This is a genomic window from Comamonadaceae bacterium OTU4NAUVB1 (assembly GCA_024372625.1).
Lineage (GTDB): Bacteria > Pseudomonadota > Gammaproteobacteria > Burkholderiales > Burkholderiaceae_C > Variovorax.
This window is the reverse complement of sequence record CP099607.1, coordinates 340,486-364,616: the sequence shown is the minus strand read 5'-3', so window position 1 is coordinate 364,616 and position 24,131 is coordinate 340,486. Positions and strand designations below refer to the sequence as shown.

Annotated in this window: 23 protein-coding genes; 19 read left to right on the top strand and 4 right to left on the bottom strand. The window is 72.5% G+C overall.

Annotation, left to right across the window (positions count from 1 at the left end):
• Nucleotides 1–21: 21 nt before the first annotated feature.
• The gene (locus NF681_21320; GenBank protein UST56147.1) at nt 22–990 is read right to left on the bottom strand and encodes a LysR family transcriptional regulator; all 969 of its coding nucleotides are present in this window, start codon (nt 988–990) and stop codon (nt 22–24) included.
• A gap of 138 nt (nt 991–1,128) precedes the next feature.
• Between NF681_21320 and NF681_21315 the strand changes: the two genes are divergently transcribed.
• The 6 genes from NF681_21315 to NF681_21290 all read left to right on the top strand — a co-directional run bounded on the left by NF681_21315 (nt 1,129) and on the right by NF681_21290 (nt 8,763).
• Nucleotides 1,129–2,097, top strand: coding sequence for an ABC transporter substrate-binding protein (locus tag NF681_21315; protein ID UST56146.1), 969 nt, complete (start codon nt 1,129–1,131; stop codon nt 2,095–2,097).
• Nucleotides 2,098–2,221: 124 nt separating this feature from the next.
• Nucleotides 2,222–3,823, top strand: coding sequence for a sugar ABC transporter ATP-binding protein (locus tag NF681_21310; GenBank protein ID UST56145.1), 1,602 nt, complete (start codon nt 2,222–2,224; stop codon nt 3,821–3,823).
• A gap of 34 nt (nt 3,824–3,857) precedes the next feature.
• Nucleotides 3,858–4,898 (top strand): ABC transporter permease, encoded by a 1,041-nt coding sequence (locus NF681_21305; GenBank protein ID UST56144.1) that lies wholly within the window; start codon nt 3,858–3,860, stop codon nt 4,896–4,898.
• On the top strand, nt 4,895–5,932 hold the full coding sequence (yjfF, locus tag NF681_21300) for a sugar ABC transporter permease YjfF (GenBank protein ID UST56143.1): 1,038 nt from the start codon (nt 4,895–4,897) through the stop codon (nt 5,930–5,932). The genes NF681_21305 and yjfF overlap by 4 nt, the downstream gene beginning before the upstream one ends.
• Before the next feature lie 80 nt (nt 5,933–6,012).
• The gene (locus NF681_21295; protein ID UST56142.1) at nt 6,013–7,752 is read left to right on the top strand and encodes a dihydroxy-acid dehydratase; all 1,740 of its coding nucleotides are present in this window, start codon (nt 6,013–6,015) and stop codon (nt 7,750–7,752) included.
• Between the two features lie 63 nt (nt 7,753–7,815).
• Nucleotides 7,816–8,763, top strand: coding sequence for a dihydrodipicolinate synthase family protein (locus tag NF681_21290; protein ID UST56141.1), 948 nt, complete (start codon nt 7,816–7,818; stop codon nt 8,761–8,763).
• A 59-nt stretch (nt 8,764–8,822) separates the two neighbouring features.
• Here the strand turns inward: NF681_21290 and NF681_21285 are convergent, their stop codons facing one another.
• The gene (locus NF681_21285; GenBank protein UST56140.1) at nt 8,823–9,260 is read right to left on the bottom strand and encodes a hypothetical protein; all 438 of its coding nucleotides are present in this window, start codon (nt 9,258–9,260) and stop codon (nt 8,823–8,825) included.
• 273 nt (nt 9,261–9,533) lie between these two features.
• Between NF681_21285 and NF681_21280 the strand changes: the two genes are divergently transcribed.
• The 11 genes from NF681_21280 to NF681_21230 all read left to right on the top strand — a co-directional run bounded on the left by NF681_21280 (nt 9,534) and on the right by NF681_21230 (nt 20,172).
• Nucleotides 9,534–10,451, top strand: coding sequence for a LysR family transcriptional regulator (locus NF681_21280; GenBank protein UST56139.1), 918 nt, complete (start codon nt 9,534–9,536; stop codon nt 10,449–10,451).
• A 113-nt stretch (nt 10,452–10,564) separates the two neighbouring features.
• Complete coding sequence (locus NF681_21275; protein UST56138.1) at nt 10,565–11,575, top strand: tripartite tricarboxylate transporter substrate binding protein; 1,011 nt, start codon at nt 10,565–10,567, stop codon at nt 11,573–11,575.
• 49 nt (nt 11,576–11,624) lie between these two features.
• Complete coding sequence (locus tag NF681_21270; GenBank protein ID UST56137.1) at nt 11,625–12,533, top strand: amidohydrolase family protein; 909 nt, start codon at nt 11,625–11,627, stop codon at nt 12,531–12,533.
• Nucleotides 12,530–13,525 carry a tripartite tricarboxylate transporter substrate binding protein gene (locus NF681_21265; GenBank protein UST56136.1) on the top strand — a complete coding sequence of 332 codons (996 nt, stop codon included), beginning with the start codon at nt 12,530–12,532 and terminating at the stop codon, nt 13,523–13,525. Before NF681_21270 ends, NF681_21265 begins: the two co-directional genes overlap by 4 nt.
• A gap of 81 nt (nt 13,526–13,606) precedes the next feature.
• Nucleotides 13,607–14,299 (top strand): RraA family protein, encoded by a 693-nt coding sequence (locus NF681_21260; protein ID UST56135.1) that lies wholly within the window; start codon nt 13,607–13,609, stop codon nt 14,297–14,299.
• A complete protein-coding gene (locus NF681_21255; GenBank protein ID UST56134.1) occupies nt 14,296–15,234 on the top strand; it encodes a 3-phosphoglycerate dehydrogenase in 939 nt (312 codons plus the stop codon). Before NF681_21260 ends, NF681_21255 begins: the two co-directional genes overlap by 4 nt.
• A 94-nt stretch (nt 15,235–15,328) precedes the next feature.
• Entirely contained in the window at nt 15,329–16,309 is a 981-nt protein-coding gene (locus NF681_21250) for a tripartite tricarboxylate transporter substrate binding protein (GenBank protein ID UST56133.1), read from the top strand.
• Nucleotides 16,310–16,362: 53 nt separating this feature from the next.
• A complete protein-coding gene (locus tag NF681_21245) occupies nt 16,363–17,319 on the top strand; it encodes a tripartite tricarboxylate transporter substrate binding protein (GenBank protein ID UST56132.1) in 957 nt (318 codons plus the stop codon).
• Nucleotides 17,320–17,371: 52 nt separating this feature from the next.
• Entirely contained in the window at nt 17,372–18,286 is a 915-nt protein-coding gene (locus tag NF681_21240) for an amidohydrolase family protein (protein ID UST56131.1), read from the top strand.
• A gap of 21 nt (nt 18,287–18,307) precedes the next feature.
• Nucleotides 18,308–19,249 (top strand): SMP-30/gluconolactonase/LRE family protein, encoded by a 942-nt coding sequence (locus NF681_21235; GenBank protein ID UST56130.1) that lies wholly within the window; start codon nt 18,308–18,310, stop codon nt 19,247–19,249.
• On the top strand, nt 19,246–20,172 hold the full coding sequence (locus tag NF681_21230) for a hydroxyacid dehydrogenase (GenBank protein ID UST56129.1): 927 nt from the start codon (nt 19,246–19,248) through the stop codon (nt 20,170–20,172). The genes NF681_21235 and NF681_21230 overlap by 4 nt, the downstream gene beginning before the upstream one ends.
• A 30-nt stretch (nt 20,173–20,202) precedes the next feature.
• Here the strand turns inward: NF681_21230 and NF681_21225 are convergent, their stop codons facing one another.
• Together NF681_21225 and NF681_21220 are read right to left on the bottom strand one after the other, a co-directional pair.
• On the bottom strand, nt 20,203–21,180 hold the full coding sequence (locus tag NF681_21225) for a tripartite tricarboxylate transporter substrate binding protein (GenBank protein UST56128.1): 978 nt from the start codon (nt 21,178–21,180) through the stop codon (nt 20,203–20,205).
• A gap of 88 nt (nt 21,181–21,268) precedes the next feature.
• A complete protein-coding gene (locus tag NF681_21220; protein UST56127.1) occupies nt 21,269–22,366 on the bottom strand; it encodes a tartrate dehydrogenase in 1,098 nt (365 codons plus the stop codon).
• Between the two features lie 140 nt (nt 22,367–22,506).
• Here NF681_21220 and NF681_21215 point away from each other — a divergent pair, with 140 nt between their 5' ends.
• Together NF681_21215 and NF681_21210 are read left to right on the top strand one after the other, a co-directional pair.
• Nucleotides 22,507–23,427, top strand: coding sequence for a LysR family transcriptional regulator (locus NF681_21215; GenBank protein UST56126.1), 921 nt, complete (start codon nt 22,507–22,509; stop codon nt 23,425–23,427).
• Between the two features lie 310 nt (nt 23,428–23,737).
• Nucleotides 23,738–24,070, top strand: coding sequence for a hypothetical protein (locus NF681_21210; protein ID UST56125.1), 333 nt, complete (start codon nt 23,738–23,740; stop codon nt 24,068–24,070).
• Nucleotides 24,071–24,131 lie beyond the last annotated feature (61 nt).

Below are 24,131 nucleotides of genomic sequence, written 5' to 3'. Positions count from 1 at the left end.
GCGCCGGGCGCCGGCCGGGATTCAGGCCGGCTCGGGCCGCCGGCCGTAGACCGGCAGGCTGGCCGTCCGGAGCGCCTGCAGCAGCAGCGCCGCGCCGGGCGACAGCACCCGGTCGGTGCGGGTGATGAAGCCGAAGTCGTCCATGTGGCAGGGCATGGCGAGCGGCAGGATCTCCAGGATGCCGTGCGAGGCGTAGTAGCGCGCGACCTCGGCGGCCATCACGCACAGCATGTCGCTCTGCTGGAGCATGCGCGTGATGAACAGCAGCGCGGCGGACTCCACGACGTTGAACGGCGGCGTGAGGGCCGCCTCCTGGAACATCAGGTCGAAGCGGTGGCGCAGCACGCTGCCCGCCGGCGGCACGATCCAGCTCGCGCCGACGACGTCGCGCAGCGCCAGCCCGCTCTGGCCGGCGAGCGGATGGCCCGGGCGCGCCACCGCGCACACCGGCTCGCCCGTGAGCGGCTCGTAGCGCAGGTTGGCCTTGTCCTCCTCGCCCAGGAAGCGCGCGACCAGGATGTCCAGGCGTCCCTGGCGCAGCCGCTCGATCAGCACCGGGCTGGTCTCGATCTCCAGCACCACGCGCAGGCTCGGCTGCTCGCGCTTGACCAGGGCGACGGCCGGCGGCAGCAGGGCCAGCGCCGGCGAGGTGATGGCCCCCACCCCCACCTGGCCGAAGCGCCCGGACTTGAGCGCGGTCAGTTCCTCGTGCGCCATGTTCAGGCTGGCGAGCGCCTCGCGCGCGTGGCGGATCATGGTCTCGCCGTACCAGGTCGGGCGCATGCCGCGCGGCAGGCGCTCGAACAGCGGCACCTCCAGCGCGTCCTCGAGGTCCTTGAGCAGCTTGGAGGCGGCGGGCTGCGTCATGTGCAGCACCCGGGCGGCGCCGTGGATGTTGCCCTCGTCGGCCAGGGCCGAGAGCAGCAGCAGCTGGCGCGTCTTCAGGCGCGCCCGGAGGAACCAGTGAATGTTGTCGGTTGGTGCGGACATGGGGTTTGCGTGGATGCGTGGATCGATATCTGTTTTGATCAAAAAGATATTTGATCAATGCCAATTCCATTCTTACACTGCCCACCGAGTTCCGCCGACAACAACAGCGCCGCCGACGCGGCCACAGGAGACCGACCCATGGACACCCATCGCAGACACCTCATCGCCGCGGCCGCCACGACGCTGGGCGCGTCGGCCCTCCTGCCGGGCTTCGCCTTCGCGCAGAAGAAGATCGTGCTCGGCTTCAGCCAGGTCGGCGCGGAGAGCGAATGGCGCACCGCCAACACGGAGTCGATCAAGTCGGCGGCGAAGGACGCGGGCATCGAGCTGAAGTTCTCCGACGCCCAGCAGAAGCAGGAGAACCAGATCAAGGCGCTGCGCGCCTTCATCGCGCAGAAGGTCGACGTGATCGCCTTCTCGCCGGTCGTGGAGTCGGGCTGGGACAACGTGCTGCGCGAGGCCCAGGCGGCGAAGATCCCGGTGGTGCTGACCGACCGCGCCGTCAACGCCAAGGACACCTCGCTCTACGTCACGTTCATGGGCTCGGACTTCGTCGAGGAGGGCCGCAAGGCCGGGCGCTGGCTGGTCGAGCGCATGAAGGGCAAGACCGGCGAGGTACGCATCGTCGAACTGCAGGGCACGGTGGGCTCGGCGCCGGCCATCGACCGCAAGAAGGGCTTCGAGGAGATCGTCAAGGCCGATCCGAAATTCAAGATCGTGCGATCGCAGACCGGGGATTTCACGCGCGCCAAGGGCAAGGAGGTGATGGAAGCCTTCCTGAAGGCCGAGGGGAAGAACATCAACGTCCTCTACGCGCACAACGACGACATGGCCATCGGCGCCATCCAGGCCATCGAGGAGGCCGGGCTCAAGCCGGCGCAGGACATCACCATCGTCTCGATCGACGGCGTCAAGGGCGCCTTCCAGGCCATGATGGCCGGCAAGCTCAACGTGTCGGTCGAATGCAGCCCGCTGCTCGGCCCGCAGCTGATGACCGCCGTCAAGGACATCCTGGCGGGCAAGCCGGTGCCCAAGCGCATCCTGACCGAGGAAGGCATCTTCCCGATGGAGACGGCGGCGGCCGAGTTCCCGAAGCGGAAGTACTGAGTCCCGGGCCTCGCGCCGGCCCCCGCGACCACCGCGACGCCCCCGAACGATGGCTTCCCCCACCACGCACCTTTCCCGGGACGATCGCCGCCACGGCGACGTCCGGACCCCCGGGCCGACGGCGATGAACCTCCCTCCCACGACCGAGGCGTCCGCGACGGCGGACGGTTTCGTCTCGATCGACACGTCGGAACCCGCCGCGCGGGCCGCGCCGGCCACGCCGGTGCTGGAGCTGGCCGGCATCGGCAAGCGCTTCGGCGCCATCGACGTGCTGCGCGACGTGCGCCTGCGCCTGTACCCCGGCGAGATCCACGCGCTGATGGGGCAGAACGGGGCGGGCAAGTCGACCCTCATCAAGGTGCTCACGGGCGTCTTCCCCGCCAGCGCGGGCGAGGTGCGGCTCGACGGCCGGGTGATCCGGCCCGCCACGCCGGTGGACGCGCAGCGCCTGGGCATCAGCACGGTCTACCAGGAGGTGAACCTGTGCCCGAACCTCTCGGTCGCCGAGAACGTCTTCGCCGGGCGCTACCCGCGCCGGGGCTGGGCGCAGGCCCGGCGCATCGACTGGACGCGGGTCGAGGACCAGGCGCGCGCGCTGCTCGCGCGCATCGGCCTGGACATCGACGTCACCCGGCTGCTGTCGAGCTACCCCGTGGCGGTGCAGCAGATGGTGGCCATCGCGCGCGCGCTGGGCCTGCGCTCGAAGGTGCTGATCCTCGACGAGCCGACCTCCAGCCTGGACGACGACGAGGTGCGGAAGCTCTTCGCCGTGCTGCGCCGGCTGCGCGGCGAGGGCCTGGCGATCGTCTTCGTCACGCACTTCATGGCCCAGGTCTACGCGGTGTCCGACCGCATCACGGTGCTGCGCAACGGCGGCTGGGTCGGCGAATGGCCGGTGGCCGAGCTGCCCGCGCCGGCGCTGATCGCCGCCATGCTCGGGCGCGAACTCGCCGCGCAGCAGGCGCGGCGGGCGCCGCCGGAGGTGGCCGACGACGACGGCGCCGCGCTGCTGGAGGCGCGCGGCCTGGCGCAGGCCGGCCAGCTCCAGCCGATCGACCTCAGGCTGCGCGCCGGGGAGGTGGTCGGCCTGGCCGGGCTGCTGGGCGCCGGCCGCACGGAACTCGCGCGCCTGCTTTTCGGGCTGGAGGCGCCCGACGCCGGGGTGCTGCGCATCGACGGGCGCGAGGTGCGCTTCGCCAGCCCGGCCGACGCCATCGCCGCCGGGCTCGCGCTGTGTCCGGAGGAGCGCAAGACCGATGGCATCGTCGCGGAGCTGTCGGTGCGCGAGAACATCGCGCTGGCCCTGCAGGCGCGCATGGGCGCCGGCCGCTTCCTGCCGCTCGCCGAGCAGGCCAGGCTGGCCGAGCACTTCGTCGCGCTGCTGGGCATCCGCACCGCGAGCATCGAGACGCCGATCGGCCTGCTGTCGGGCGGCAACCAGCAGAAGGCGGTGATCGCGCGCTGGCTGGCCACCGGGCCGCGCCTGCTGATCCTGGACGAGCCCACGCGGGGCATCGACGTCGCCGCCAAGCAGGACATCATGGAACAGATCCTGAAGCTGGCCCAGGGCGGCATGGCGGTGCTCTTCATCTCCTCGGAGATCGCCGAGGTGGTGCGCGTGGCGCACCGCATCGTGGTGCTGCGTGACCGCGTGAAGGTCGGGGAGCTGCCCGGCGGCTGCACCGAGGACGCGGTCTACGAACTCATCGCGGCCCAGCCGGCCTGACCGCCGGGCCCTCATTCCTCCCCCGCCATCCCCGATGTCCGACGCCTCCTCCCCCCTGCTGCGTGCGCTGCGCCATTCCCTGGCCTGGCCCCTGGTCACGCTGGCGCTGCTGCTGGCCGTCAACGCGGCCTTCAATCCGAGTTTCCTGCGCCTCGAATGGCGCGACGGCCATCTCTACGGCAGCCTGATCGACATCCTCAACCGCGCCGCGCCGCTGATGCTGGTGTCGCTGGGCATGACGCTGGTGATCGCCACGCGCGGCATCGACATCTCGGTGGGCGCGGTGGTGGCGATCTCGGCGGCCGTGGCGGCCTGGATGATCGGCGGCGCGGCCGACGGCACGAGCCGCTTCGGCCTGCCGCTGGCCATGGGCGCGGCGCTGGGCGTCGCGCTGCTGTGCGGGCTGTGGAACGGCGCGCTGGTGGCCGGCGCGGGCATGCAGCCCATCATCGCCACGCTCATCCTGATGGTGGCCGGCCGGGGCGTCGCGCAGCTCGTCACGGACGGCCAGATCCTCACCATCTACCACCCGCCGTTCTTCTTCATCGGCGGGGGCCACCTGCTGGGCCTGCCGTTCTCGATCTTCGTCGTGGCGGGCGTCTTCTGCGCGCTGCACCTCGCGGCCACGCGCAGCGCGCTCGGGCTGTTCCTGCAGGCCGTGGGCATCAACCCGACGGCGGCGCGCGTGGCCGGCGTGAACGCCCGGCGCCTGGTCGTCGGCGCCTACGCGGTGTGCGGGCTGTGCGCGGGGCTGGCCGGCCTGCTGATCAGCTCCAACGTCAAGAGCGCCGACGGCAACAACGCCGGCGCGCTGCTCGAGCTCGACGCCATCCTGGCCGTGACGCTGGGCGGCACGCTGCTGACCGGCGGGCGCTTCAGCCTGGTGGGCAGCATGATCGGCGCGCTCATCATCCAGACGCTGACCTACGCCATCTACTCGCTGGGCGTGCCGCCGGAGATCAACCTGGTGGTCAAGGCGGTGGTGGTCTTCGCGGTGATGCTGCTGCAGTCGGCCGAGTTCCGCGACGCGCTGCGCGTGCTGGCGGTACGGGCGCCATCGGGGGCGGCGCGATGACCGCGCTCGCCGACCGCCCCGTCGCGCCGCGGGCGCGTCCGGCCGCGCACGGCCGCGCCGTCGCGCCGGCGCGGCGCCTCGACCCGAAGTACCTGCCGCTGGCCGCGACGGTGTCGCTCTTCGCGGCCATGGCGCTGCTGGGATCGCTGCGCTACGACGGCTTCTTCTCGGCCCAGGTGTTCCTCAACCTGCTGATCGACAACGCCTTCCTGGTGGTGGTGGCGGTGGGCATGACCTTCGTCATCCTCGCCGGCGGCATCGACCTGTCGGTCGGCTCGGTCGTGGCGCTGACGACGATGGTGTCGGCCTCGCTGGTCGAGCACCACGGCTGGAGTCCGCTGGCCACCATCCCGCTGGTGCTGGCGATGGGCACGGTCTTCGGCGGCGCGATGGGTTTCCTCATCGAGCGCTTCCGCCTGCAGCCCTTCATCGTCACGCTCGCGGGCATGTTCCTCGCGCGTGGGCTGTGCTATCTCATCAGCATCGACTCGGTCAGCATCACCAGCGAGGCCTACGCCGGCCTGGCGCAGTTGCGCGTGCCGCTGGGCGGCGGCGCCTCACTCTCGCTGGGGGCGGTGATCGCCCTGGCCGTGCTGGCCGTGGCGGTGTTCGTGGCGCACGGCACGCCGTTCGGCCGCGCGGTCTACGCCATCGGCGGCAGCGAGGCCTCGGCGCGGCTGATGGGCCTGCCGGTGCGCCGCACGCTGATCGGCGTGTACGCGCTGTCGGGGCTGTGCTCGGCGCTGGCGGGCGTGCTGTTCACGTTCTACATGCTCTCGGGCTACGGGCTGCACGCGGTCGGCCTGGAGCTCGACGCCATCGCGGCGGTGGTGATCGGCGGCACGCTGCTCAGCGGCGGCGTCGGTTACGTGGCGGGCACGCTGTTCGGCGTGCTGATGCTGGGCATCATCCAGACGCTGATCGCCTTCGACGGCACGCTGAGTTCCTGGTGGACGCGCATCGTCGTGGGCGCGCTCCTGTTCGTGTTCTGCCTGCTGCAGCGCTTCTTCACCGCCGGGCGGCGGGCGCCCTGACGGGCCGCCCGGCCGGCCCGGTCCGTCCCTTTCCTTGCCGACCGCGATCCCGCGTCCCTCCAACCAGGCCCCGTCCGTCCATGTCCGAGCGTCCCACCCCCAAGAAACTCCGCTCCACCGAGTGGTTCGGCACCGCCGACAAGAACGGCTTCATGTACCGCAGCTGGATGAAGAACCAGGGCATTCCCGACCATGAGTTCGACGGCCGGCCGGTGATCGGCATCTGCAACACCTGGTCGGAACTCACGCCCTGCAACGCCCACTTCCGCAAGATCGCCGAGCACGTCAAGCGCGGCGTCTACGAGGCCGGCGGCTTCCCGGTCGAGTTCCCGGTGTTCTCCAGCGGCGAGTCGAACCTGAGGCCCACCGCCATGCTCACGCGCAACCTGGCGAGCATGGACGTCGAGGAGGCCATTCGCGGCAACCCGATCGACGCCGTGGTGCTGCTGACGGGGTGCGACAAGACCACGCCCGCATTGCTGATGGGCGCGGCGAGCTGCGACGTGCCGGCCATCGTCGTCACCGGCGGGCCGATGCTCAACGGCAAGCTGAACGGGCGCGACATCGGCTCGGGCACGGCGGTGTGGCAGCTGCACGAGTCGCTCAAGGCCGGCGAGATCGACCTGCACCAGTTCCTCTCGGCCGAGGGCGGCATGTCGCGCTCGGCCGGCACCTGCAACACGATGGGCACGGCCTCGACCATGGCCTGCATGGCCGAGGCGCTGGGCACCTCGCTGCCGCACAACGCGGCCATCCCGGCGGTCGACGCGCGGCGCTACGTGCTGGCGCACCTGTCGGGCAGCCGCATCGTCGAGATGGCGCGCGAGGGCCTGACGCTGTCGAGAATCCTGACGCGCGAGGCCTTTGAGAACGCCATCCGCGCCAATGCCGCCATCGGCGGCTCGACCAACGCCGTCATCCACCTCAAGGCGATCGCCGGGCGCATGGGCGTGCCCCTGGAACTGGAGGACTGGACCCGCATCGGACGCGGCATGCCCACGCTGGTCGACCTGATGCCCTCGGGCCGCTTCCTGATGGAGGAGTTCTACTACGCCGGCGGCCTGCCGGCGGTGCTGCGGCGCATGGGCGAGGCCGGCCTGCTGCCGCACCCGGACGCGCTCACGGTCAACGGCCGCAGCCTGTGGGAGAACGTCAAGGACGCGCCGCAGACCAACGACGAGGTCATCCGGCCGCTGGACAGGCCGCTGCTCGCCGACGGCGGCATCTGCGTGCTGCGCGGCAACCTGGCGCCGCGCGGCGCGGTGCTCAAGCCCTCGGCCGCCACCCCGGCGCTGCTGCAGCACCGCGGCCGCGCGGTGGTGTTCGAGAACCTGGAGCACTACAAGGCGCGCATCGTCGACGAGTCGCTCGACATCGACGCCGACTCGGTGATGGTGCTGAAGAACTGCGGGCCGCGCGGCTACCCCGGCATGGCCGAGGTCGGCAACATGGGCCTGCCGCCCAAGCTGCTGCGCGCCGGCGTCAAGGACATGGTGCGCATCTCCGACGCCCGCATGAGCGGCACGGCCTACGGCACGGTGGTGCTGCACGTGGCGCCCGAGGCGGCGGCCGGCGGGCCGCTGGCGGCGGTGCGCGACGGCGACTGGATCGAGCTGGACTGCGCGGGCGGGCGCCTGCACCTGGACGTCTCCGAGGCGGAACTGGCCGAGCGCCTGGCCGCCATCGCGCCCGAACCCGGCCCCGCCGACGGCGGCTACCGGCGGCTCTACGTCGAGCACGTGCTGCAGGCCGACGAGGGCTGCGACCTCGACTTCCTGGTCGGCTGCCGGGGCAACGAGGTGCCGCGCCACTCGCACTGAGCGCACCGCACCGCACCACATCGAATCGATTCCGAATTCCCGAAAGAGAGAAAGAAGCCCTCCATGCCGTCCTTCAGCCCGTCGCCCTCGCGCAGCCAGCCCCGCTTCAAGGGCGTGTTCCCGGTCGTGCCGACCACCTTCGACGAAGCCGGCGGGCTCGACCTGGCGAGCCAGAGGCGCTGCCTGGACTTCATGATCGACGCCGGCTCGACCGGCCTGTGCATCCTGGCGAACTTCTCCGAGCAGTTCCTGCTGTCGGACGAGGACCGCGAGGTGCTGACCCGCGTGGCCCTCGAGCACGTCGCCGGCCGCGTGCCGGTGATCGTCACCACCACGCACTTCAGCACCCGGGTGTGCGCCGAGCGCAGCCGCCGCGCGCAGGACCTGGGCGCGGCCATGGTGATGGTGATGCCGCCCTACCACGGCGCCACCTTCCGGGTGAGCGAGGCCAAGGTCTTCGAGTTCTACGCCGGCGTCTCCGACGCCATCGGCATCCCGGTCATGGTGCAGGACGCGCCGGCCGCGGGCACGCCGCTGTCGGCGGCCTTCCTCGCCCGCATGGCGCGCGAGATCGAGCAGGTGCGCTACTTCAAGATCGAGACGGCGGGCGCCGCCTCCAAGCTGCGCGAGCTGATCGAGGCGGGCGGCGAGGCCATCGAGGGGCCGTGGGACGGCGAGGAAGCCATCACGCTGCTGGCCGACCTGGACGCGGGCGCGACCGGCGCCATGACCGGTGGCGGTTTTCCCGACGGCATCCGCCGGATCATGGACGCCTACGCGGGCGGGGACCGCGAGGAAGCCGTGGCGCAGTACACGCGCTGGCTGCCGCTGATCAATTACGAGAACCGGCAGGCCGGCTTCCTGGCCGCCAAGGCGCTGATGAAGGAGGGCGGCGTGATCGACTGCGAGCTGCCCCGCGCGCCCTGGCCCGCGCTGCGCCCCGAGGTCCGCGCCGGCCTGCTGGACGCGGCCCGGCGGCTCGATCCGCTGGTGCTGCGCTGGGCTCGCTGAGGCGCGGTGGTCGAAGCGCCCGGCGGTCCCGCCCGGCGAAGACAGGGTCCGCGCGGCCTTCAGGCGGCGCGGCGCCGGTGCCGGTCGAGTTCCCGTCCGACCAGCACCGCCACGCAGCGCAGCGCGTCGGCCGGGCGGCTGCCCACGGGCGTGCGCCGGTCGTCGCTCACGCAGCGCAGCGTGCCGTAGACCTGGCCGTCGCGCAGCACCACCGGCATGTCGAAGCGGCCCGTGCCCGTGCCCGTGCCTGTGGGCGCCGGTGCCGGCGACGCGTCCGCGCCCGGCGCGCCGGCCTCGAAGGTGATCTCCAGCGTCAGGACCGTGCGCGCGATCTGCAGCAGTTCGCTCACGACGGCCTGCTCGGCCTGGACGGCGGCGCCGGGGTCGGCCAGCGTGGGGACGGCCGCGCGCCCGGGCACGGCCGCCGCGTTCGGCGCGGCCGCGACGGGGCTTTCCTGGGCCAGCCAGCCGGCGTTGAAGTTGGACGTCTGGGCCACCGTCAGCTCCCGATGCCGCGCCCGCCCGGCGCCCGCGGGAGGAGGCGGTGCCCCGGATGGGAGGCGGCCGGCGGCGTCGGTGCGGGGTAGGAGGTCATGGCGTTCGAGGTGAAAAAGGAAATTCTCCGCATGGCGCATCGCCCGTTCAAGGCAGCATTTCACGCTCCGCGGGCCGCTCGGCAACGCGGCGGGGGAAGCGTGCAGGAGTGCCGCCGCGCGCCGTCTGGAAAAATGCGCCACCGGGCGGTTCGCCCGACCACGAGGACCTGAACCTTGGACCTGCGCGACCTCCAGTATTTCGAAGTGATCGCCGAGCTGGAGCACCTGGGCCGTGCCTCGGAGCGGCTGCATCGCACCCAGCCGGCCCTGACGAGCTGCGTGCACCGGCTGGAGGCCGCCTGCGGCGCCGCGCTGTTCGAGAAGAGCGGGCGCGGCATCCGCCTGACGGCCGCCGGCCACGCCCTGCTCAAGTGGGCGCAGCGCACGCGCTTCGACATCGAGAGCGCTCGGCGCGAGATCGGCGACATCGGTCGCGGGCTGTCGGGGCTGCTCAAGGTGGGCATCGTGCCGACGGCCGCGCAGTTCCTGCTGCCGCCGGCCGCGCGCGACCTGATCGGCGAGGCGCCCGGCGTGACGCTGCGCACCACCGTCGCGCTGGTCGATGTCCTGAAGCCCCTGTTGCGCGCCGGCGAGATCGACCTGATGGTGGGCACCGAGGGCACGCCCGAAGCCGGCTTCGTCTCGCACTACCTGGCCGAGGACCTGATCGTCGTGGCGGCGGCCGAGACGCACGAGGTGTTCGGACGGCCCGCGCCGACGCTGGCGGACCTGGCGACGTACCGCTGGGTGCTGCAGCCCGCCGGCGCGCCGACGCGCGACTGGCTCGACCAGACCTTCGACCGCCAGCACCTGCCGCGCCCGGTGGTGCAGGTGGAGAGCTCGATGCTGATCATGCTGCCGGAGCTGATCGGGGAGACCGGGCTGCTCAGCTTCATCTCGCGCCTGCACCTGCAGGCCGGGCGGTCCGGCGCCGTGCTGCGCGAGGTGCCCATCGAGGGCATCGCCATGCGGCGGCGCATGGTGGTCACCCACCGCGACAACGGCTACGTGCCACCGGCGGCGCGGCGCCTGATCGAACTGCTGGCGCGCCACGCGGCGTCGCAGGCCGTCGGAAACCCCAAGCCGGATTGATGGATTGCGAAAAATAATCGATTGGACCCGGGGTGTGGTCCTGTGAATACTTGCCATTCACCGAACGCATCGTCCCCTCCGTGGACGGGCGCCACGAACTGGAGACAAGTGAGATGACATCCTTCCGCACCACCGGCGGCGCTTCGCGTCGCTTCGCCCTGGCCGCCCTCGGCCTGATCGCCACCGGGTCGCTCCTGGGCACCGCGCCGGCCCTGGCGCAGGCGAACTACCCCTCGCGGCCGATCCGGCTGGTCGTGCCGTTCCCCGCCGGCGGCGGCACCGACCTGATCGCCCGCGAGGTGGCCAACAAGGTCGCCACCAGCAACGGCTGGTCGATCGTCATCGACAACAAGCCGGGCTCCGGCGGCAACCTGGGCGTCGACGCGGCGGCCAAGGCGGCGGCCGACGGCTACACGCTGGTGCTGGGACAGACCAGCAACCTGGCGATCAACCCGACGCTCTACCCCAAGCTGCCCTACGACCCGCAGAAGGACCTGTCGCCGGTGACGCTGGTGGCCACCGCCCCGCTGGTGCTGGTGGTCGCGGCCGACTCGCCCTACAAGACGCTGGCCGACGTCATCGCCGCCGCCAAGGCCAAGCCCGAGACGCTGAACTACGCCAGCTCGGGCAGCGGCACCGTCGCCCACCTGGCCACCGAGCTGCTGCAGAAGACCGCCGGCGTGAAGTTCACGCACGTGCCCTACAAGGGCGCCGCGCAGGGTTCGACCGACCTCATCGGCGGCCAGATCCAGATGTACATGTCCTCGGTGCCCACGCTCATCGGCTACATCCGCAGCGGCAAGATGCGCCCGATCGCCGTCACCTCGGCCCAGCGCACGACCGACCTGCCGGCCGTGCCGACGGTGGCCGAGTCGGGCTACAAGGGTTTCGAGGCGGTGACCTGGTTCGGCATCGCCGGCCCGGACGGCTTGCCCCCGGACGTGGTGTCCAAGCTGAACGCCGCCTTCAACCAGGCCGTGCAGGACCCCGAGGTGAAGAAGAAGCTGGCCAGCCAGGGCGCCGAGTCCCTGGGCGGCACGCCCGAGCGCTTCGCCACCCTGATCCGCGACGACATCGTGCGCTGGGGCAAGGTCGTGAAGGAATCGGGCGCGAAGGTCGACTGAGCGCGGCCGTCACTCCGACATCCCGACACCCGACGCCCGGAAACGCGCGATGACGACGACAGACGACGAAACGGCCACGGCGCCGTTCTCGGCGGGGCAGGGCCGCGCCCGGGTGGACGTGCCGGGCCTGGCCTGCGACTGCCACGTGCATGTCTACGACGCGCGCTTTCCCGCCGTGCCCGGGGCGCGCCTGACGCCGCCCGACGCGACCGTGGCCGATTACCGCCGGCTGCAGCGGCGTACCGGGACCGGACGCGTCGTCTTCGTGACGCCCTCGACCTACGGCACCGACAACCGGCCGATGCGCGCGGCGCTGGCGGACTTCGGCGGCGCTGCACGCGGCGTCGCCGTGATCGGCCCAGACATCGACGACGCCGAACTCCAGGCGCTGCATGCCGGAGGCGTGCGCGGCGTCCGCTTGAACCTCTCGCTGGGAACGACAGGGTCGGTCGCGCAGCTCGACACCCTGGCCGCGCGCATCGCCCCGCTGGGTTGGCACCTGCAGTTGCTGGCGCCGCCGGACGTGCTGGCCGACCTGGCGCCACGCCTGTCGCTCCTGCCGGTGGACGTGGTGTTCGACCATTTCGGTCGCATCGCGCCTTCGCTGGCGTACCGGCATCCGGCGCACCGGCTGGTCCTGCGGCTGCTCGACGCGGGCCGCGCCTGGGTCAAGCTCTCGGGCGCCTACATCGTGAGCGAGGCGGGACCCCCCGACTACGGCGACGTGGGCTCGCTGGCGCGCGACTACCTCGCTGCGGCGCCCGAACGCACCGTCTGGGGCAGCGACTGGCCGCACGCCTCGGCCACCGCGGGCCACCAGGTCCTGCCCGACGACGCCCGGCTGATGGCGCTGCTGGCCGAATGGACGGCCGACGCGGCCGGACTGCGGCGCGTGCTGGTCGACAACCCCGCCGTGCTCTACGGCTTCGAATCCACTTCTCTCGAGGAACGCGCATGAACACGTCGCGCCGCCGCATCGCCGGCCTCCTGGCCCTCTCGCTGTTCGCCACGACCGGACTGACCGGCGTGCCCGCCGCCGCGCAGGGCGCCTGGCCGGGCGACCGGCCCATCACCTGGGTCGTTCCCTATCCGCCGGGTGGCACCACCGACATCCTCGGCCGCGCGATCGCGTTGCGCCTGGGCACGTCGCTGGGCGCCACGGTGATCGTCGACAACAAGGCCGGCGCCACCGGCGTCATCGGCTCGGCGTTCGTCGCCAAGGCCGCGCCGGACGGCCATACCTTGCTGGGCACCTCGATCGGGCCCCAGGCCATCGTGCCGAGCCTGCTGGCGAAGATGCCCTACGACCCGGTCAAGGCGTTCGAGCCGATCGTCCTGATCGGCACCATCCCCCACGTGCTGATCGTCGGCAACGCGCAGCCTTTCAAGACCGTCGCCGATCTGGTGGGCGCCGCCAAGGCCGAGCCCGGTGCGATCTCGTTCGCTTCCGGCGGCAGCGGCACCATCCTGCAGATGCAGGGCGAACTGCTGCGCCTGCAGACCGGCACCCGCATGACCCACGTGCCCTACAAGGGCGACACCCCGGCCATCCAGGACGTGCTCGCCGGCCACGCCACCTTCATGTTCGCTCCCGTGGCGGCGGCGTTGCCGCACATCCAGAGCGGCCGGCTGCGCGCGCTGGCCGTGACGTCGGCATCCCGCCTGAAGTCCATGGCCGCCACGCCCACGATGGGGGAGGCCGGCTTCAAGGACTTCGTCGTCGAGCAATGGCAGGCGGCCTATGCGCCGGCCGGCACGCCCGCCGCCGTGGTGCAGCGTCTGAACACCGACATCGTGCGCATCCTGAAGGACGCCGAAGTGGTCGCCATGGCCGACAAGCTGGGCGTCTCGCTGGTCGGTGGCACGCCCGCGCAGCTCGCCGACACCCAGAAGTCCGACCTGGCCAAGTGGGCCCGCGTCATCAAGGACGCCGACATCAAGGCGGACTGAGCGCGCCACGTGCCTGCGCCACCACCCGACCTCCGTTCTTTCCTTCTCTTCTTCCTTCCCTCATCGACCGAAAGCCATCCCATGTCCGCCTCCCAACTCCCCGACATCGTCCGTGACTTCGAACGCGTGCCCGCCGCCCTCGTGGCGCAGGCCGCGCAGCTGCAACCCGCCATCCTGGCCGACGTCGCCGGCCGGCGCGGCGCGATGCACGGGCGCATCCAGGCGCTGCGTCCGCGCATGAAGCTCGCCGGCACCGCCTTCACGGTCGAGGTGCGCCCGGGCGACAACCTGATGATCCACGCGGCCATCGCGCTGGCCAAGCCGGGCGACGTGCTGGTCATCGACGGCAAGGGCGACCAGACCTCCGCGCTGATGGGCACCATCATGATGACGGCCTGCCAGAAGCTCGGCATCGCCGGCGTGGTGATGGACGGCGCCTGCCGCGACAGCCTGGAGATCGACGAGATGGACTACCCGGTCTTCTCCGTGGGCACCAACCCCAACGGCCCGACCAAGAACGTCGGCGGGCGCATCGGCCATCCGGTGACGGTCGGCGGCGTGACGGTGCACCCGGGCGATTTCGTCATCGCCGACGGCGACGGCGTGGTGGTGGTCGAGCGCGAGAAGCTCGCCGCGCTGCTGCCCCTGGCCGAGAAGAAGGTCAAGGACGAGGCCGCGCGCATCGCCGCCATCAAGGAAGGCGACACCGCCGCCAAGTGGCTCGGCGCCGCCCTGCGCTCGGCCGGCGTGCTCAAGGAAGGGGAGACGCTGTGAGCGGCGGCACCGTCCTGGTCACCGGCGCCGACCTCGCGCCGCAGGCCCTGGCCCTGCTCGAAGGCTTCGAGATGGTCTATGCCGGCAGGACGCCGAGCACGGACGACATCGTCGACCTGTGCCGCCGGCACGACCCGGTCGCGATCATCGTGCGCTACAGCGGCGTCGGCGCCGCCGCCATGGACGCGGCGCCGTCGCTCAGGGTGATCGCCAAGCACGGCAGCGGCACCGACACCATCGACAAGGTCGCCGCCAGGGAACGCGGCATCGCGGTGCTCGCCGCCGTGGGCGCCAACGCCGCAGCCGTCGCCGAACAGGCGCTGGCGCTGCTGCTGGCCTGCGCCAAGTCGGTGGTGGCGCTGGACGCGCGCATGCACGCCGGCCACTGGGACAAGGCCACCCACAAGAGCGTCGAGCTCGGCGGCCGCACGGTCGGCCTGGTGGGCCTGGGCGCCATCGGCCTGAAGTTCGCGCGCATGGCCGATGCCCTGGGCATGCGCGTGATCGGCTTCGATCCGTTCGCGAAGGACCTGCCGGAGTACGTGCACGGCGTCGACCTGGAGACCATCTGGCGCGAGGCCGACGCGATCTCGCTGCACTGCCCGCTGACCGAGGAGAACCGCCGGCTGCTCGACGCCGGCACGCTGGCGAAATGCAGGCGCGGCGTGATCGTGGTGAACACCGCGCGCGGCGGCCTGATCGACGAGGACGCGCTGCTCGCGGCGGTGCGTTCGGGCCAGGTGATGAGCGCCGGGCTCGACAGCTTCGCGGTCGAGCCGCTGGCGGCGGACAACGTCTTCAAGGGCCAGCCGGGCTTCGTCCTGAGCCCGCACATCGGCGGCGTGACGGGCGACGCCTACGTGAACATGGGCGTCGCCGCCGCGCGCAACGTGCGCTCGGTGCTCCAGGGCGCGACGTCCAGCGCCGCCGCCTGACACCCCGCGCCGCCACGCTTCCACGCCTCCGGTCCGCCCCGAGCCTGCCGCAGAGCGGCACGGGCGGCCTTCCGCCTTTCCCAGGAGACAAGCCATGCATATCCGCCATCGGATCCGACCCGCGCTGATCGCCGCCGGCACGGCCGTGATCGCCACCCTCGCGTCCGCCCAGCCGGCGGCGTCGACCCAGCCCATCCGCCTGGTGGTGGGCTTCTCCGCCGGCGGACCCACCGACGTGGTGGCGCGCGCCTTCGCGGACTTCGCCGGACGCGCGCTCGGGCAGCCGGTGATCGTCGACAACAAGCCCGGCGCCAACACCATCCTGGCGGCCGAGGCGGTGGCCGCGGCGCCGGCCGACGGCCGCACGCTGCTGCTGGGCGCCACCAACCACACCATGATCCCGGCGCTCTACGCCGCGCGCGTCAAGTTCGACGCGCTGCGTTCCTTCGCGCCGATCTGCACGCTGGCGATCAGCCCGACGGTGCTGGTGGTCGGGCCGTCGATGCCGGCGAAGACCCTGGACGAGTTCCTGCGCGACGTGCGCGCGCGTCCCGGGGAGCGCACCTACGCGACGCCCGGCAGCGGGAGCAGCGGCCACTTCGCCAGCGAGCAGTTCACCCGGCTGACCGGCACGCGGATGAACCACATCCCCTACAAGGGCGCCGCCCAGGCGGTGACCGACCTGATGGGCGGTCAGGTCGACGCCTCCTTCGCCACGCTGGGCTCGGTGCTGCCGCAGGTGCAGACCGGCAAGCTGCGCGCGCTGGCGGTGGCCGCGCCGCGGCGCTCGGCCCTGCTGCCACAGGTGCCGACCTTCGAGGAGTCGGGCGTCAAGGGCTATTCGGCCGATGCCTGGTACGGCCTGCTGGCGCCGGCGGGCACGCCGGCCGACGTGGTCGAGCGTCTGACACGCGTGGCGAAGGACTTCGCCGCCGCCCCGGCGACCGCCGAGAAGCTGCGCGGCCTGGGCATGCAGGCGAGCGGCACGTGCGGTGACGCCTTCGCCCGCCAGCTCGACACCGAGGTCAAGGGCGCCACGCGCACCGCGCGGGAACTCGACCTCAAGGTCGAGTGAACGCCGCCGCCACCCCGAACCCATCCGCCTTCCAACCTGTTCCGGGACACCCCATGAAAAAGCTCCTCAAGACCCTGCTGCTGGCCTGCGCCGTGGCCGCCGGCGCCGCCCAGGCGGCGTTCCCCGAACGCACCGTCACCCTGGTCGTGCCCTACGCCCCCGGCGGCGCGGCCGACGCCATCGCCCGCCAGCTGGCGGTGCGCATGGGCGCCCGGCTGGGCACCAGCGTGATCGTCGACAACAAGCCCGGGGCCAGCGGCACCATCGGCGAGGCCTTCGTGGCGCGCGCCCCGGCCGACGGCTACACCGTGCTCTACGACGCCACGCCGTTCTCCATCAACCCGGCGCTCTACGCCAGGCTGCCGTTCAACGACAAGAGCTTCCAGCCGCTGGCGCTGGTCTCGCTCTCGCCCAACGTGCTGATCGTGCGCAAGGACTCGCCGATCCGCGACCAGCAGGACCTGATCGCGCGCGCCAAGGCCCAACCCGGCAAGCTCACCTTCGCCTCCGGCGGCAGCGGCACGGTGCAGCGCCTGGCCGCCGAGCTCTACCGCCAGGGCCTGGGGCTGGACCTGCTGCACGTGCCCTACAAGAGCGGCGGTCCGGCGATCTCCGACGTGATGGGCGGACAGGTCGACTTCATGTTCGGCACCCTGGCGGCGAGCAACCCGCTGGTGGCCTCGGGCAAGCTGCGCGCGTTGGCGATCTCCTCGCCCAAGCGCTCGCCCCTGCTGGCGGAGGTGCCCACCGTCGCGGAGACCGTGCTGCCCGGCTACGAGGCCTACGAGTGGAACGGCCTGCTGCTGCCGGCCGGCACCCCCGAGCCGGTGGTGCGGCGTCTGCACCAGGCGGTGGTCGAATCGCTGCGCGACGACGAACTCAGAACGCGCCTGGGCGAGATGGGCGCGCAGCCCGTGGGCAGCACGCCGGCCGAGTTCGCAGCGTTCCTGCAGAAGGAGGCCGCCAAGTGGTCGGACGTGGTCCGCAAGGGCGACATCAAGGTCGACTGAGCGCGGCGGCCGCGATCCCGCCGTGCCCAGGACCGACACCACGACCGACGCCATGACCCACGCCGCGACCCATCCCGCGCCCGATGCCGCGCCCGTCCCGCACTCCGCCGGCGTCCGGCGGCCGTCGCGCGCGTTGCCGGCGGACGCCTGCGACTGCCACATGCACGTCTTCGACCCGCGCTTCGCGCCGTCCGCGCACTGGCCGCGCACGCCGCCGCTGGCCGACGTGGCCGCCTACCGCCTGCTGCAGCGGCGCCTGGGCACCGGCCGGGCGGTGGTGGTGACGCCCTCGACCTACGGCACCGACAACCGCTGCACGCTCGACGCCCTGGCCGCCCTGGGCCCGCGGGCGCGCGGCGTCGCGGTGGTCGCGCACGACGTGGACGCGGCCGAGCTGACGCGGCTGGCGGGGCGGGGCGTGCGCGGCCTGCGGGTCAACTTCGTCTCGCCGCAGTCCTGGGGCACCACCACGCCGGCGATGCTGCGGACCCTGGCGGCCAAGGCGGCGCCGCTGGGCTGGCACCTCCAGGTGTTCGCGTCGGCGGCGCAGCTGGTCGCGCTCGAACCCGTGCTGGCACGCCTGCCGCTGCCGCTGGTGGTCGACCACCTGGGGCGCATCGACCCCCGGCCGGGCATCGACGGCGAGGCCTTCGCCACGCTGCGCCGGCTGCTGGACGCCGGCCGCACCTGGGTCAAGCTCTCGGGCGCCTACATGGGCTCGGCCGAGGGCGCGCCCGCCTACGGCGACCGGGCCCCGCTCGGCCGCGCCCTGCTGCGCGCGGCGCCGCAGCGCCTGGTCTGGGGCAGCGACTGGCCGCACACCACCGAGCCGGCCGGCAGCGTCGACGACGCCGACCTGGTCGACCTGCTGCGCGACTGGTGCGGCGACGATCGGCGGATGGACGCGATCCTGGTCGACAACCCCGCCGTGCTCTACGGTTTCGACATGCTTCCCACCTCATCCTGACGCCTCCGGGCGACCGTTCCCATGTTCCTGACGAACCCCCCGCGCGTGGTCGATCTGCAACCCTTCGCCCGCCTGCCGGACCGCTTCCGCCAGCGCCAGCACAGCGACTGGAGCCGCGCCAACCGGGGCGGCCACCCCACCGATTCGTTCCTCGAAGGACCGGTGGCCGACGACCACGGCAACCTCTACGTGAGCGACATCCCCTTCGGCCGCGTCTTCCGCATCGATGCCGCCGGCGACTGGTCGCAGGTGGCCGAGTACGACGGCGAGCCCAACGGCATGAAGCTGCTCGACGACGCCACGCTGCTGATCACCGACTACCGCCACGGGCTGATGCGGCTGGACATCGCCAGCGGCCGCGTCGAGCCGTTCCTGGAGCGCCGCAACAGCGAGCGCTTCAAGGGCGTCAACGACCTGGTCTTCGACGCCGCGGGCAACCTCTACTTCACCGACCAGGGCCAGACCGGACTGCACGACCCGACCGGCCGCCTCTACCGCCTGCGTCCCTCCGGCCAGCTCGACCTGCTGCTGGCCAACGTGCCCAGTCCCAACGGCGTGGCGCTGTCGCCGGACCAGAAGGTGCTGTATCTGGCGGTGACGCGCGGCAACTGCGTCTGGCGCGTGCCGCTGCTGGCCGACGGCAGCGTCGCCAAGGTGAGCCAGTTCTTCACCTCGCACGGTCCGAGCGGGCCGGACGGTCTGGCGGTCGACCGCGACGGCCGCCTGCTGGTGGCCAACCCCGGACTGGGCTGCGTCTGGGTGCTGAACGCGCGCGCCGAGCCCGAACTGGTGCTGCGCGGCGCGCCCGGCGCCTCCCTCACCAACCTGGCCTTCGGCGGCGCCGGACGCGAGGTCCTCCACGTCACCGATTCCACCCACGGCACGGTGCTGCGCGCCGAGCCCGGTGTCGCCGGCCTGCCGCTGGACCGCGCCGCCGCGCGCACCGCCCCGACCTCGCCATGACCTCCGACACCATCCTCGTCACCGAAGCCCGGCTGCATCCCGACGCCGTCGAACTCCTGCGCGCGCACCGCCTGGTCTACACCGGCGCCAAATTCACCCAGGACGCGCTGGTGGCGCTGTGCGAGCGCGAGCGGCCCGTCGCCATCCTGGCGCGCTACGGGCGCATCGACCGCCGCGTGCTCGCGGCCTCGCCCCGGCTGCGGGTGGTCTCGCGCCACGGCGTCGGGCTGGACGCGATCGATCAGGTGGCCGCGCGCGCGCTGGGCATCGCGGTGCGGGCGGCGCTCGGCTCCAACAGCCAGGCCGTCGCCGAGCACGCGCTGGGCCTGATGCTGGCCTGCGCCCGCCGCATCGCCTGGCTGGACCGGCGCATGCACGACGGCCACTGGGACAAGCCGGGCTACCTGGGCCTGGAACTCGCCGGGGCGACGCTGGGCGTGGTGGGCTGCGGCGCGATCGGCGCGCGCGTGGCGCGCTTCGCGCGGGCGATCGGCATGCGGGTGCTGGTGGCCGATCCCTTCGTGCCGGCGTCCGAATTGCCCGAGGGCGCGATCGCCACCGGACTGGACGACCTGCTGGCCGCCAGCGACATCGTCTCGCTGCACTGCCCGCTGGACGACGCCACCCGGGGCCTGCTGGACGCGCGGCGCCTGGGCCTGCTGCGCCGGGGCGCCATCGTCGTCAACACCGCGCGCGCCGGCCTGTTCGACGAGGCCGACATGCACCGGCGCCTGCGCGCGGACGAACTTCAACTCGGCCTCGACTGCTTCGCCGACGAGCCGCTGGCGGCGGACTCGCCCTGGCTGGCGATGCCCAACGTCGTGCTGACGCCGCACGTGGGCGGCACCACCGACGGCGGCCTGCGCGGCATGGCCGTGGGCGCGGCGCGCAACCTCCTCGAGGCGCTCGCGGGCCCGGCGTGACGGAGGGGGGCGGGCGGGCCCCGCGCCCGCTCAGTCGATCGCGACCTTCGCCTCCTTGACCAGCCTGGCGTAGCGGGCGGTGTCGTCCCGGATGCGCTCGGCCATCAGCGCCGGCGTGTCGGCCACCGGCTCGGCGCCGATCTCCTCCATGCGCTTCCTGAAATCCGGCGACTGGATGACCGCGACCATCTCGGCGTTGAGCTTCCCGACGATGTCGCGGGGCGTCGCCGCCGGGGCGAGGATGCCGAACCACGTGCCCTGGTCGAAGCCGGCCAGCCCGGACTCGGCCAGCGTCGGCACGTCGGGCAGGGCGCCGGAGCGTTTGGCGGTGGTGACGGCCAGGGCGCGCAGCTTGCCGCCCGCGAGGTGGGGCACCAGCGGCGTGAGGGTGTCGAAGGACATGTCGACCTGACCGCCGAGCAGGTCGGTGGTCAGCGGCGCGCTGCCCTTGTAGGGCACGTGCAGCAGCGCGACGCCGGCCTGCTGCGCGAACCGCGTGCCGATCAGGTGCTGCACCGTGCCGTTGCCGTTGGAGCCGTAGGACAGCCGGCCCGGCGACGCCTTGGCCAGTGCGATCAGGCCCTGCACGTCGGTGGCCGGCGACTTCGCGTTGACCACCAGCACGTTGGGCACCAGCGCCACGGTGGTGATTGGCGCGAAGCTCGTCTCGAAGTCGTAGGGCAGCTTCCTGTACACGCTGGTGGCGATGGTGTGATGCACCGCGCCCATGAGCAGGGTGTGGCCGTCGGGCCGGGCCTTGGCGACGAAGTCGGCGCCGAGCGTGGCGCCGGCGCCGGGCCGGCTCTCCACGATCACCGGCTGGCCCAGGCGCTGCGACAGGGCGGTGCCGAGCGAGCGGGCCAGCACGTCGGAACTACCGCCCGGCGGGAACGGCACGACCAGCGTGATGGGCTTGGAGGGAAACGCCTGGGCGGCGGCCAGCGTGGTGGCGAACGTCAGGGCGAGCGCGCTCAGCGCCCGGCGCAGGCGCGGGGTCGATGTCTTCATGGTGTGTCTCCGGAAGGGACGGTGCGGGAGCGCCCGGCGGCACGCGGGGCCGCCTCGATGGGCGCGTGGGTGCGGCGGACCGCGTCGATCAGGCGGCCTGGCGCTGCCCGGTGCGGCCGTCGTCGGCGAGCCGGGCGCACACGGCGCGGGTGACCTGCGCGGTGGTGGCGGTGCCGCCGAGGTCGCCGGTGTGCAGCGCGGGGTCGGCCGTCACGCGCTCGATGGCGGCCATGACCTGCCTTGCGGCCTCGGTCTCGCCCAGGTGCTCCAGCAGCATCACCACCGACCAGAAGGTGCCCACCGGGTTGGCCAGGCCCTTGCCCATGATGTCGAAGGCCGAGCCGTGGATCGGCTCGAACATGCTCGGGTAGCGGCGCTGCGGATCGATGTTGCCCGTGGGCGCGATGCCCAGGCTGCCGGCCAGCGCGGCGGCCAGGTCCGAGAGGATGTCCGCGTGCAGGTTGGTCGCGACGATGGTGTCGAGCGTGGCGGGCTTGTTGACCATGCGCGCGGTGGCCGCGTCGACCAGCTCCTTGTCCCAGGCGACGTCGGGGAAGTCCCTGGCGACCTCGCCGGCGATCTGGTCCCACATCACCATCGCGTGGCGCTGGGCGTTGCTCTTGGTGACGACGGTCAGCAGCTTGCGGGGCCGCGACTGTGCCAGCTCGAAGGCGTAGCGGAGGATGCGCTCGACACCGACGCGGGTCATCATGGAGACGTCGCAGGCGGCCTCGATCGGGTGGCCCTGGTGGACGCGGCCGCCCACGCCGGAGTACTCGCCTTCCGAGTTCTCTCGCACGATGACCCAGTTCAGGTCGTCGGGGCCGCAGCGCTTGAGCGGGCCGTCGATGCCCGGCAGGATGCGCGTGGGACGCACGTTGGCGTACTGGTCGAAGCCCTGGCAGATCTTCAGGCGCAGGCCCCAGAGGGTGACGTGGTCGGGGATGTGGGGGTCGCCGGCCGAGCCGAAGAGGATGGCGTCCTTGTCGCGCAGGGCGTCCAGGCCGTCGGCGGGCATCATCTCGCCGTGGGCGCGGAACCAGTCGCCGCCCCAGGCGAAGTCCTCGAAGTCGAACTCGAACGTGCTGCTGCCGGCGGCCAGCGCCTCGAGCACCTCGCGTCCGGCGGGCACGACCTCCTTGCCGATGCCGTCGCCGGGGATGGTCGCGATCCTGTAGGTCTTCATGGCTTGTCTCTCTTTCGGGTCCGGTGGTGGATGGGGGTGGAACGGATGTGACTGTAGGAACGCGAAGGCCTGCAGAATCGCCTCCGGATTCAATCCATCGTTAACCCACGTTCAACAATCGACCGACGATCGGACCTCGCATGACCACGGGCATCCAGCCGGGCGAACTCGGCTTCTTCTCGACCCTGGCGGCCTGCGGCAGCCTGAGCGCGGCGGGGCGCGAGCTCGGCATCTCGACGGCGGCGGTGAGCAAGCGGCTCTCGCAGATGGAGGCCCGCGCGGGCGTGTCGCTGGTCACGCGCAGCACCCGCCGCATGGGCCTCACGCCCGAGGGCGAGGTGTTCGTGGCGCACGCCCGGCGCATCCTGGCGGAGATCGACGACCTCAACGAACTGCTGGGCCAGTCGCGCCGCGCGCCGCAGGGGCTGCTGCGCGTCAACGCGACGCTGGGTTTCGGGCGCACGCACGTCGCGCCGATCATCTCGCGCTTCGCGCGGCTGCATCCGGAGGTGGACGTGCAGCTGCAGCTGTCGGTGAATCCACCGGCGCCGACCGACGACGCCTACGACGTCTGCGTGCGCTTCGGCGAGCCGCCCGACGGCCGCGTGGTCGCCCGCCGGGTGGCCGGCAACCGGCGCCTGCTGTGCGCCGCGCCGGCCTACCTGGCGCGGCACGGCACGCCCCGGGTGCCCAACGACCTCGTCCGCCACAACTGCATCGGCATCCGGCAGGGCGACGAGGCCTACGGCCTGTGGCGCCTGACCACCGGCACCGGGAGCAAGGCGCGCACCGAGGCGGTCAAGACGCGCGGCAGCCTGACCACCAACGACGGCGAGATCGCCGTGGCCTGGGCCCTCGACGGCCACGGCATCCTGATGCGCGCCGAGTGGGACATCGAACGCCACCTGCGCAGCGGCCGGCTGGTGGCGGTGCTGGAAAACCACCGCTCGCCCGAAGCCGACATCTATGCCGTCTACCCGCAGCGCCACCAGCTGTCGGCGCGCGTGCGCGCCTTCGTCGACGCGCTCGCCGCCGGACTGGCGCGCCCGGCGCCACGCTAACGGCGCGGGGCGGAACCTCCGGCTGGCGCCCGAGCGGGGTCCGTGTCGGACCAGCGCGGAGGCCCGGCGCGTCGGGCGCCGCATCGGCATGCAGGACATGGCCGCAACTTTCGCCCGTCCGGTCGCCGGCGCCTGCGGCTGTGGCAAATTGCACCGACCGCGCCGATGGTCCGCTCCGACGGACGACGGCGCGGCCGTCACACCGCACGCGAAGAACTCCAGGAACAAGTGCAGCCGGCCGCCGGGCCGCGTCGCGCACCGGCTTGCCGCCGGCCGGCGAAACCACCGTCCAACCTCAGGAGTCTTTCCAATGACCACGTCCTTCAGCAGCACCTCCCCCGCCGCCGGCGCCCTGCGCGCCCTGTCGTCCGACCGCGAGCAGCACCGCAGCGTCTTCGCGTCGCGGGGCGACGAGACCGAGCGCCAGCGTTTCGCGTTGCCCGATCCCGCGAGCCCCGACTACGAGGCCCGCCTGGCGGCGCTGGAGGGCGACATCGACCGCGCCATCGCCTCGATGGACCGCCAGGACGAGGCGCAGGACCAGGTCCGGGCCGAGCGCGAAGCGGCGGCGTCCGAGGACGATCCGGCACCGCTGTCGAACTACAAGCGCGCCGAGGCCATCAAGCACGACGCGCCGACCTGAGCGCGCGCGCCGGGGGTCGCGATGGAGCCGCCCGTCTCGGCCCGCTTTCCTACAGGCGTGC

What these genes read in the sequence shown, in the direction of transcription:
- NF681_21210 (UST56125.1), top strand. Translation starts at nt 23,738, where the DNA reads ATGACCACGTCCTTCAGCAGCACCTCCCCCGCCGCCGGCGCCCTGCGC.
- NF681_21245 (UST56132.1), top strand. Translation starts at nt 16,363, where the DNA reads ATGAAAAAGCTCCTCAAGACCCTGCTGCTGGCCTGCGCCGTGGCCGCC.
- NF681_21225 (UST56128.1), bottom strand. Translation starts at nt 21,180, where the DNA reads ATGAAGACATCGACCCCGCGCCTGCGCCGGGCGCTGAGCGCGCTCGCC.
- NF681_21235 (UST56130.1), top strand. Translation starts at nt 18,308, where the DNA reads ATGTTCCTGACGAACCCCCCGCGCGTGGTCGATCTGCAACCCTTCGCC.
- NF681_21265 (UST56136.1), top strand. Translation starts at nt 12,530, where the DNA reads ATGAACACGTCGCGCCGCCGCATCGCCGGCCTCCTGGCCCTCTCGCTG.
- NF681_21215 (UST56126.1), top strand. Translation starts at nt 22,507, where the DNA reads ATGACCACGGGCATCCAGCCGGGCGAACTCGGCTTCTTCTCGACCCTG.
- yjfF (UST56143.1), top strand. Translation starts at nt 4,895, where the DNA reads ATGACCGCGCTCGCCGACCGCCCCGTCGCGCCGCGGGCGCGTCCGGCC.
- NF681_21220 (UST56127.1), bottom strand. Translation starts at nt 22,366, where the DNA reads ATGAAGACCTACAGGATCGCGACCATCCCCGGCGACGGCATCGGCAAG.
- NF681_21315 (UST56146.1), top strand. Translation starts at nt 1,129, where the DNA reads ATGGACACCCATCGCAGACACCTCATCGCCGCGGCCGCCACGACGCTG.
- NF681_21240 (UST56131.1), top strand. Translation starts at nt 17,372, where the DNA reads ATGACCCACGCCGCGACCCATCCCGCGCCCGATGCCGCGCCCGTCCCG.
- NF681_21270 (UST56137.1), top strand. Translation starts at nt 11,625, where the DNA reads ATGACGACGACAGACGACGAAACGGCCACGGCGCCGTTCTCGGCGGGG.
- NF681_21230 (UST56129.1), top strand. Translation starts at nt 19,246, where the DNA reads ATGACCTCCGACACCATCCTCGTCACCGAAGCCCGGCTGCATCCCGAC.
- NF681_21250 (UST56133.1), top strand. Translation starts at nt 15,329, where the DNA reads ATGCATATCCGCCATCGGATCCGACCCGCGCTGATCGCCGCCGGCACG.
- NF681_21310 (UST56145.1), top strand. Translation starts at nt 2,222, where the DNA reads ATGAACCTCCCTCCCACGACCGAGGCGTCCGCGACGGCGGACGGTTTC.
- NF681_21290 (UST56141.1), top strand. Translation starts at nt 7,816, where the DNA reads ATGCCGTCCTTCAGCCCGTCGCCCTCGCGCAGCCAGCCCCGCTTCAAG.
- NF681_21260 (UST56135.1), top strand. Translation starts at nt 13,607, where the DNA reads ATGTCCGCCTCCCAACTCCCCGACATCGTCCGTGACTTCGAACGCGTG.
- NF681_21305 (UST56144.1), top strand. Translation starts at nt 3,858, where the DNA reads ATGTCCGACGCCTCCTCCCCCCTGCTGCGTGCGCTGCGCCATTCCCTG.
- NF681_21320 (UST56147.1), bottom strand. Translation starts at nt 990, where the DNA reads ATGTCCGCACCAACCGACAACATTCACTGGTTCCTCCGGGCGCGCCTG.
- NF681_21295 (UST56142.1), top strand. Translation starts at nt 6,013, where the DNA reads ATGTCCGAGCGTCCCACCCCCAAGAAACTCCGCTCCACCGAGTGGTTC.
- NF681_21275 (UST56138.1), top strand. Translation starts at nt 10,565, where the DNA reads ATGACATCCTTCCGCACCACCGGCGGCGCTTCGCGTCGCTTCGCCCTG.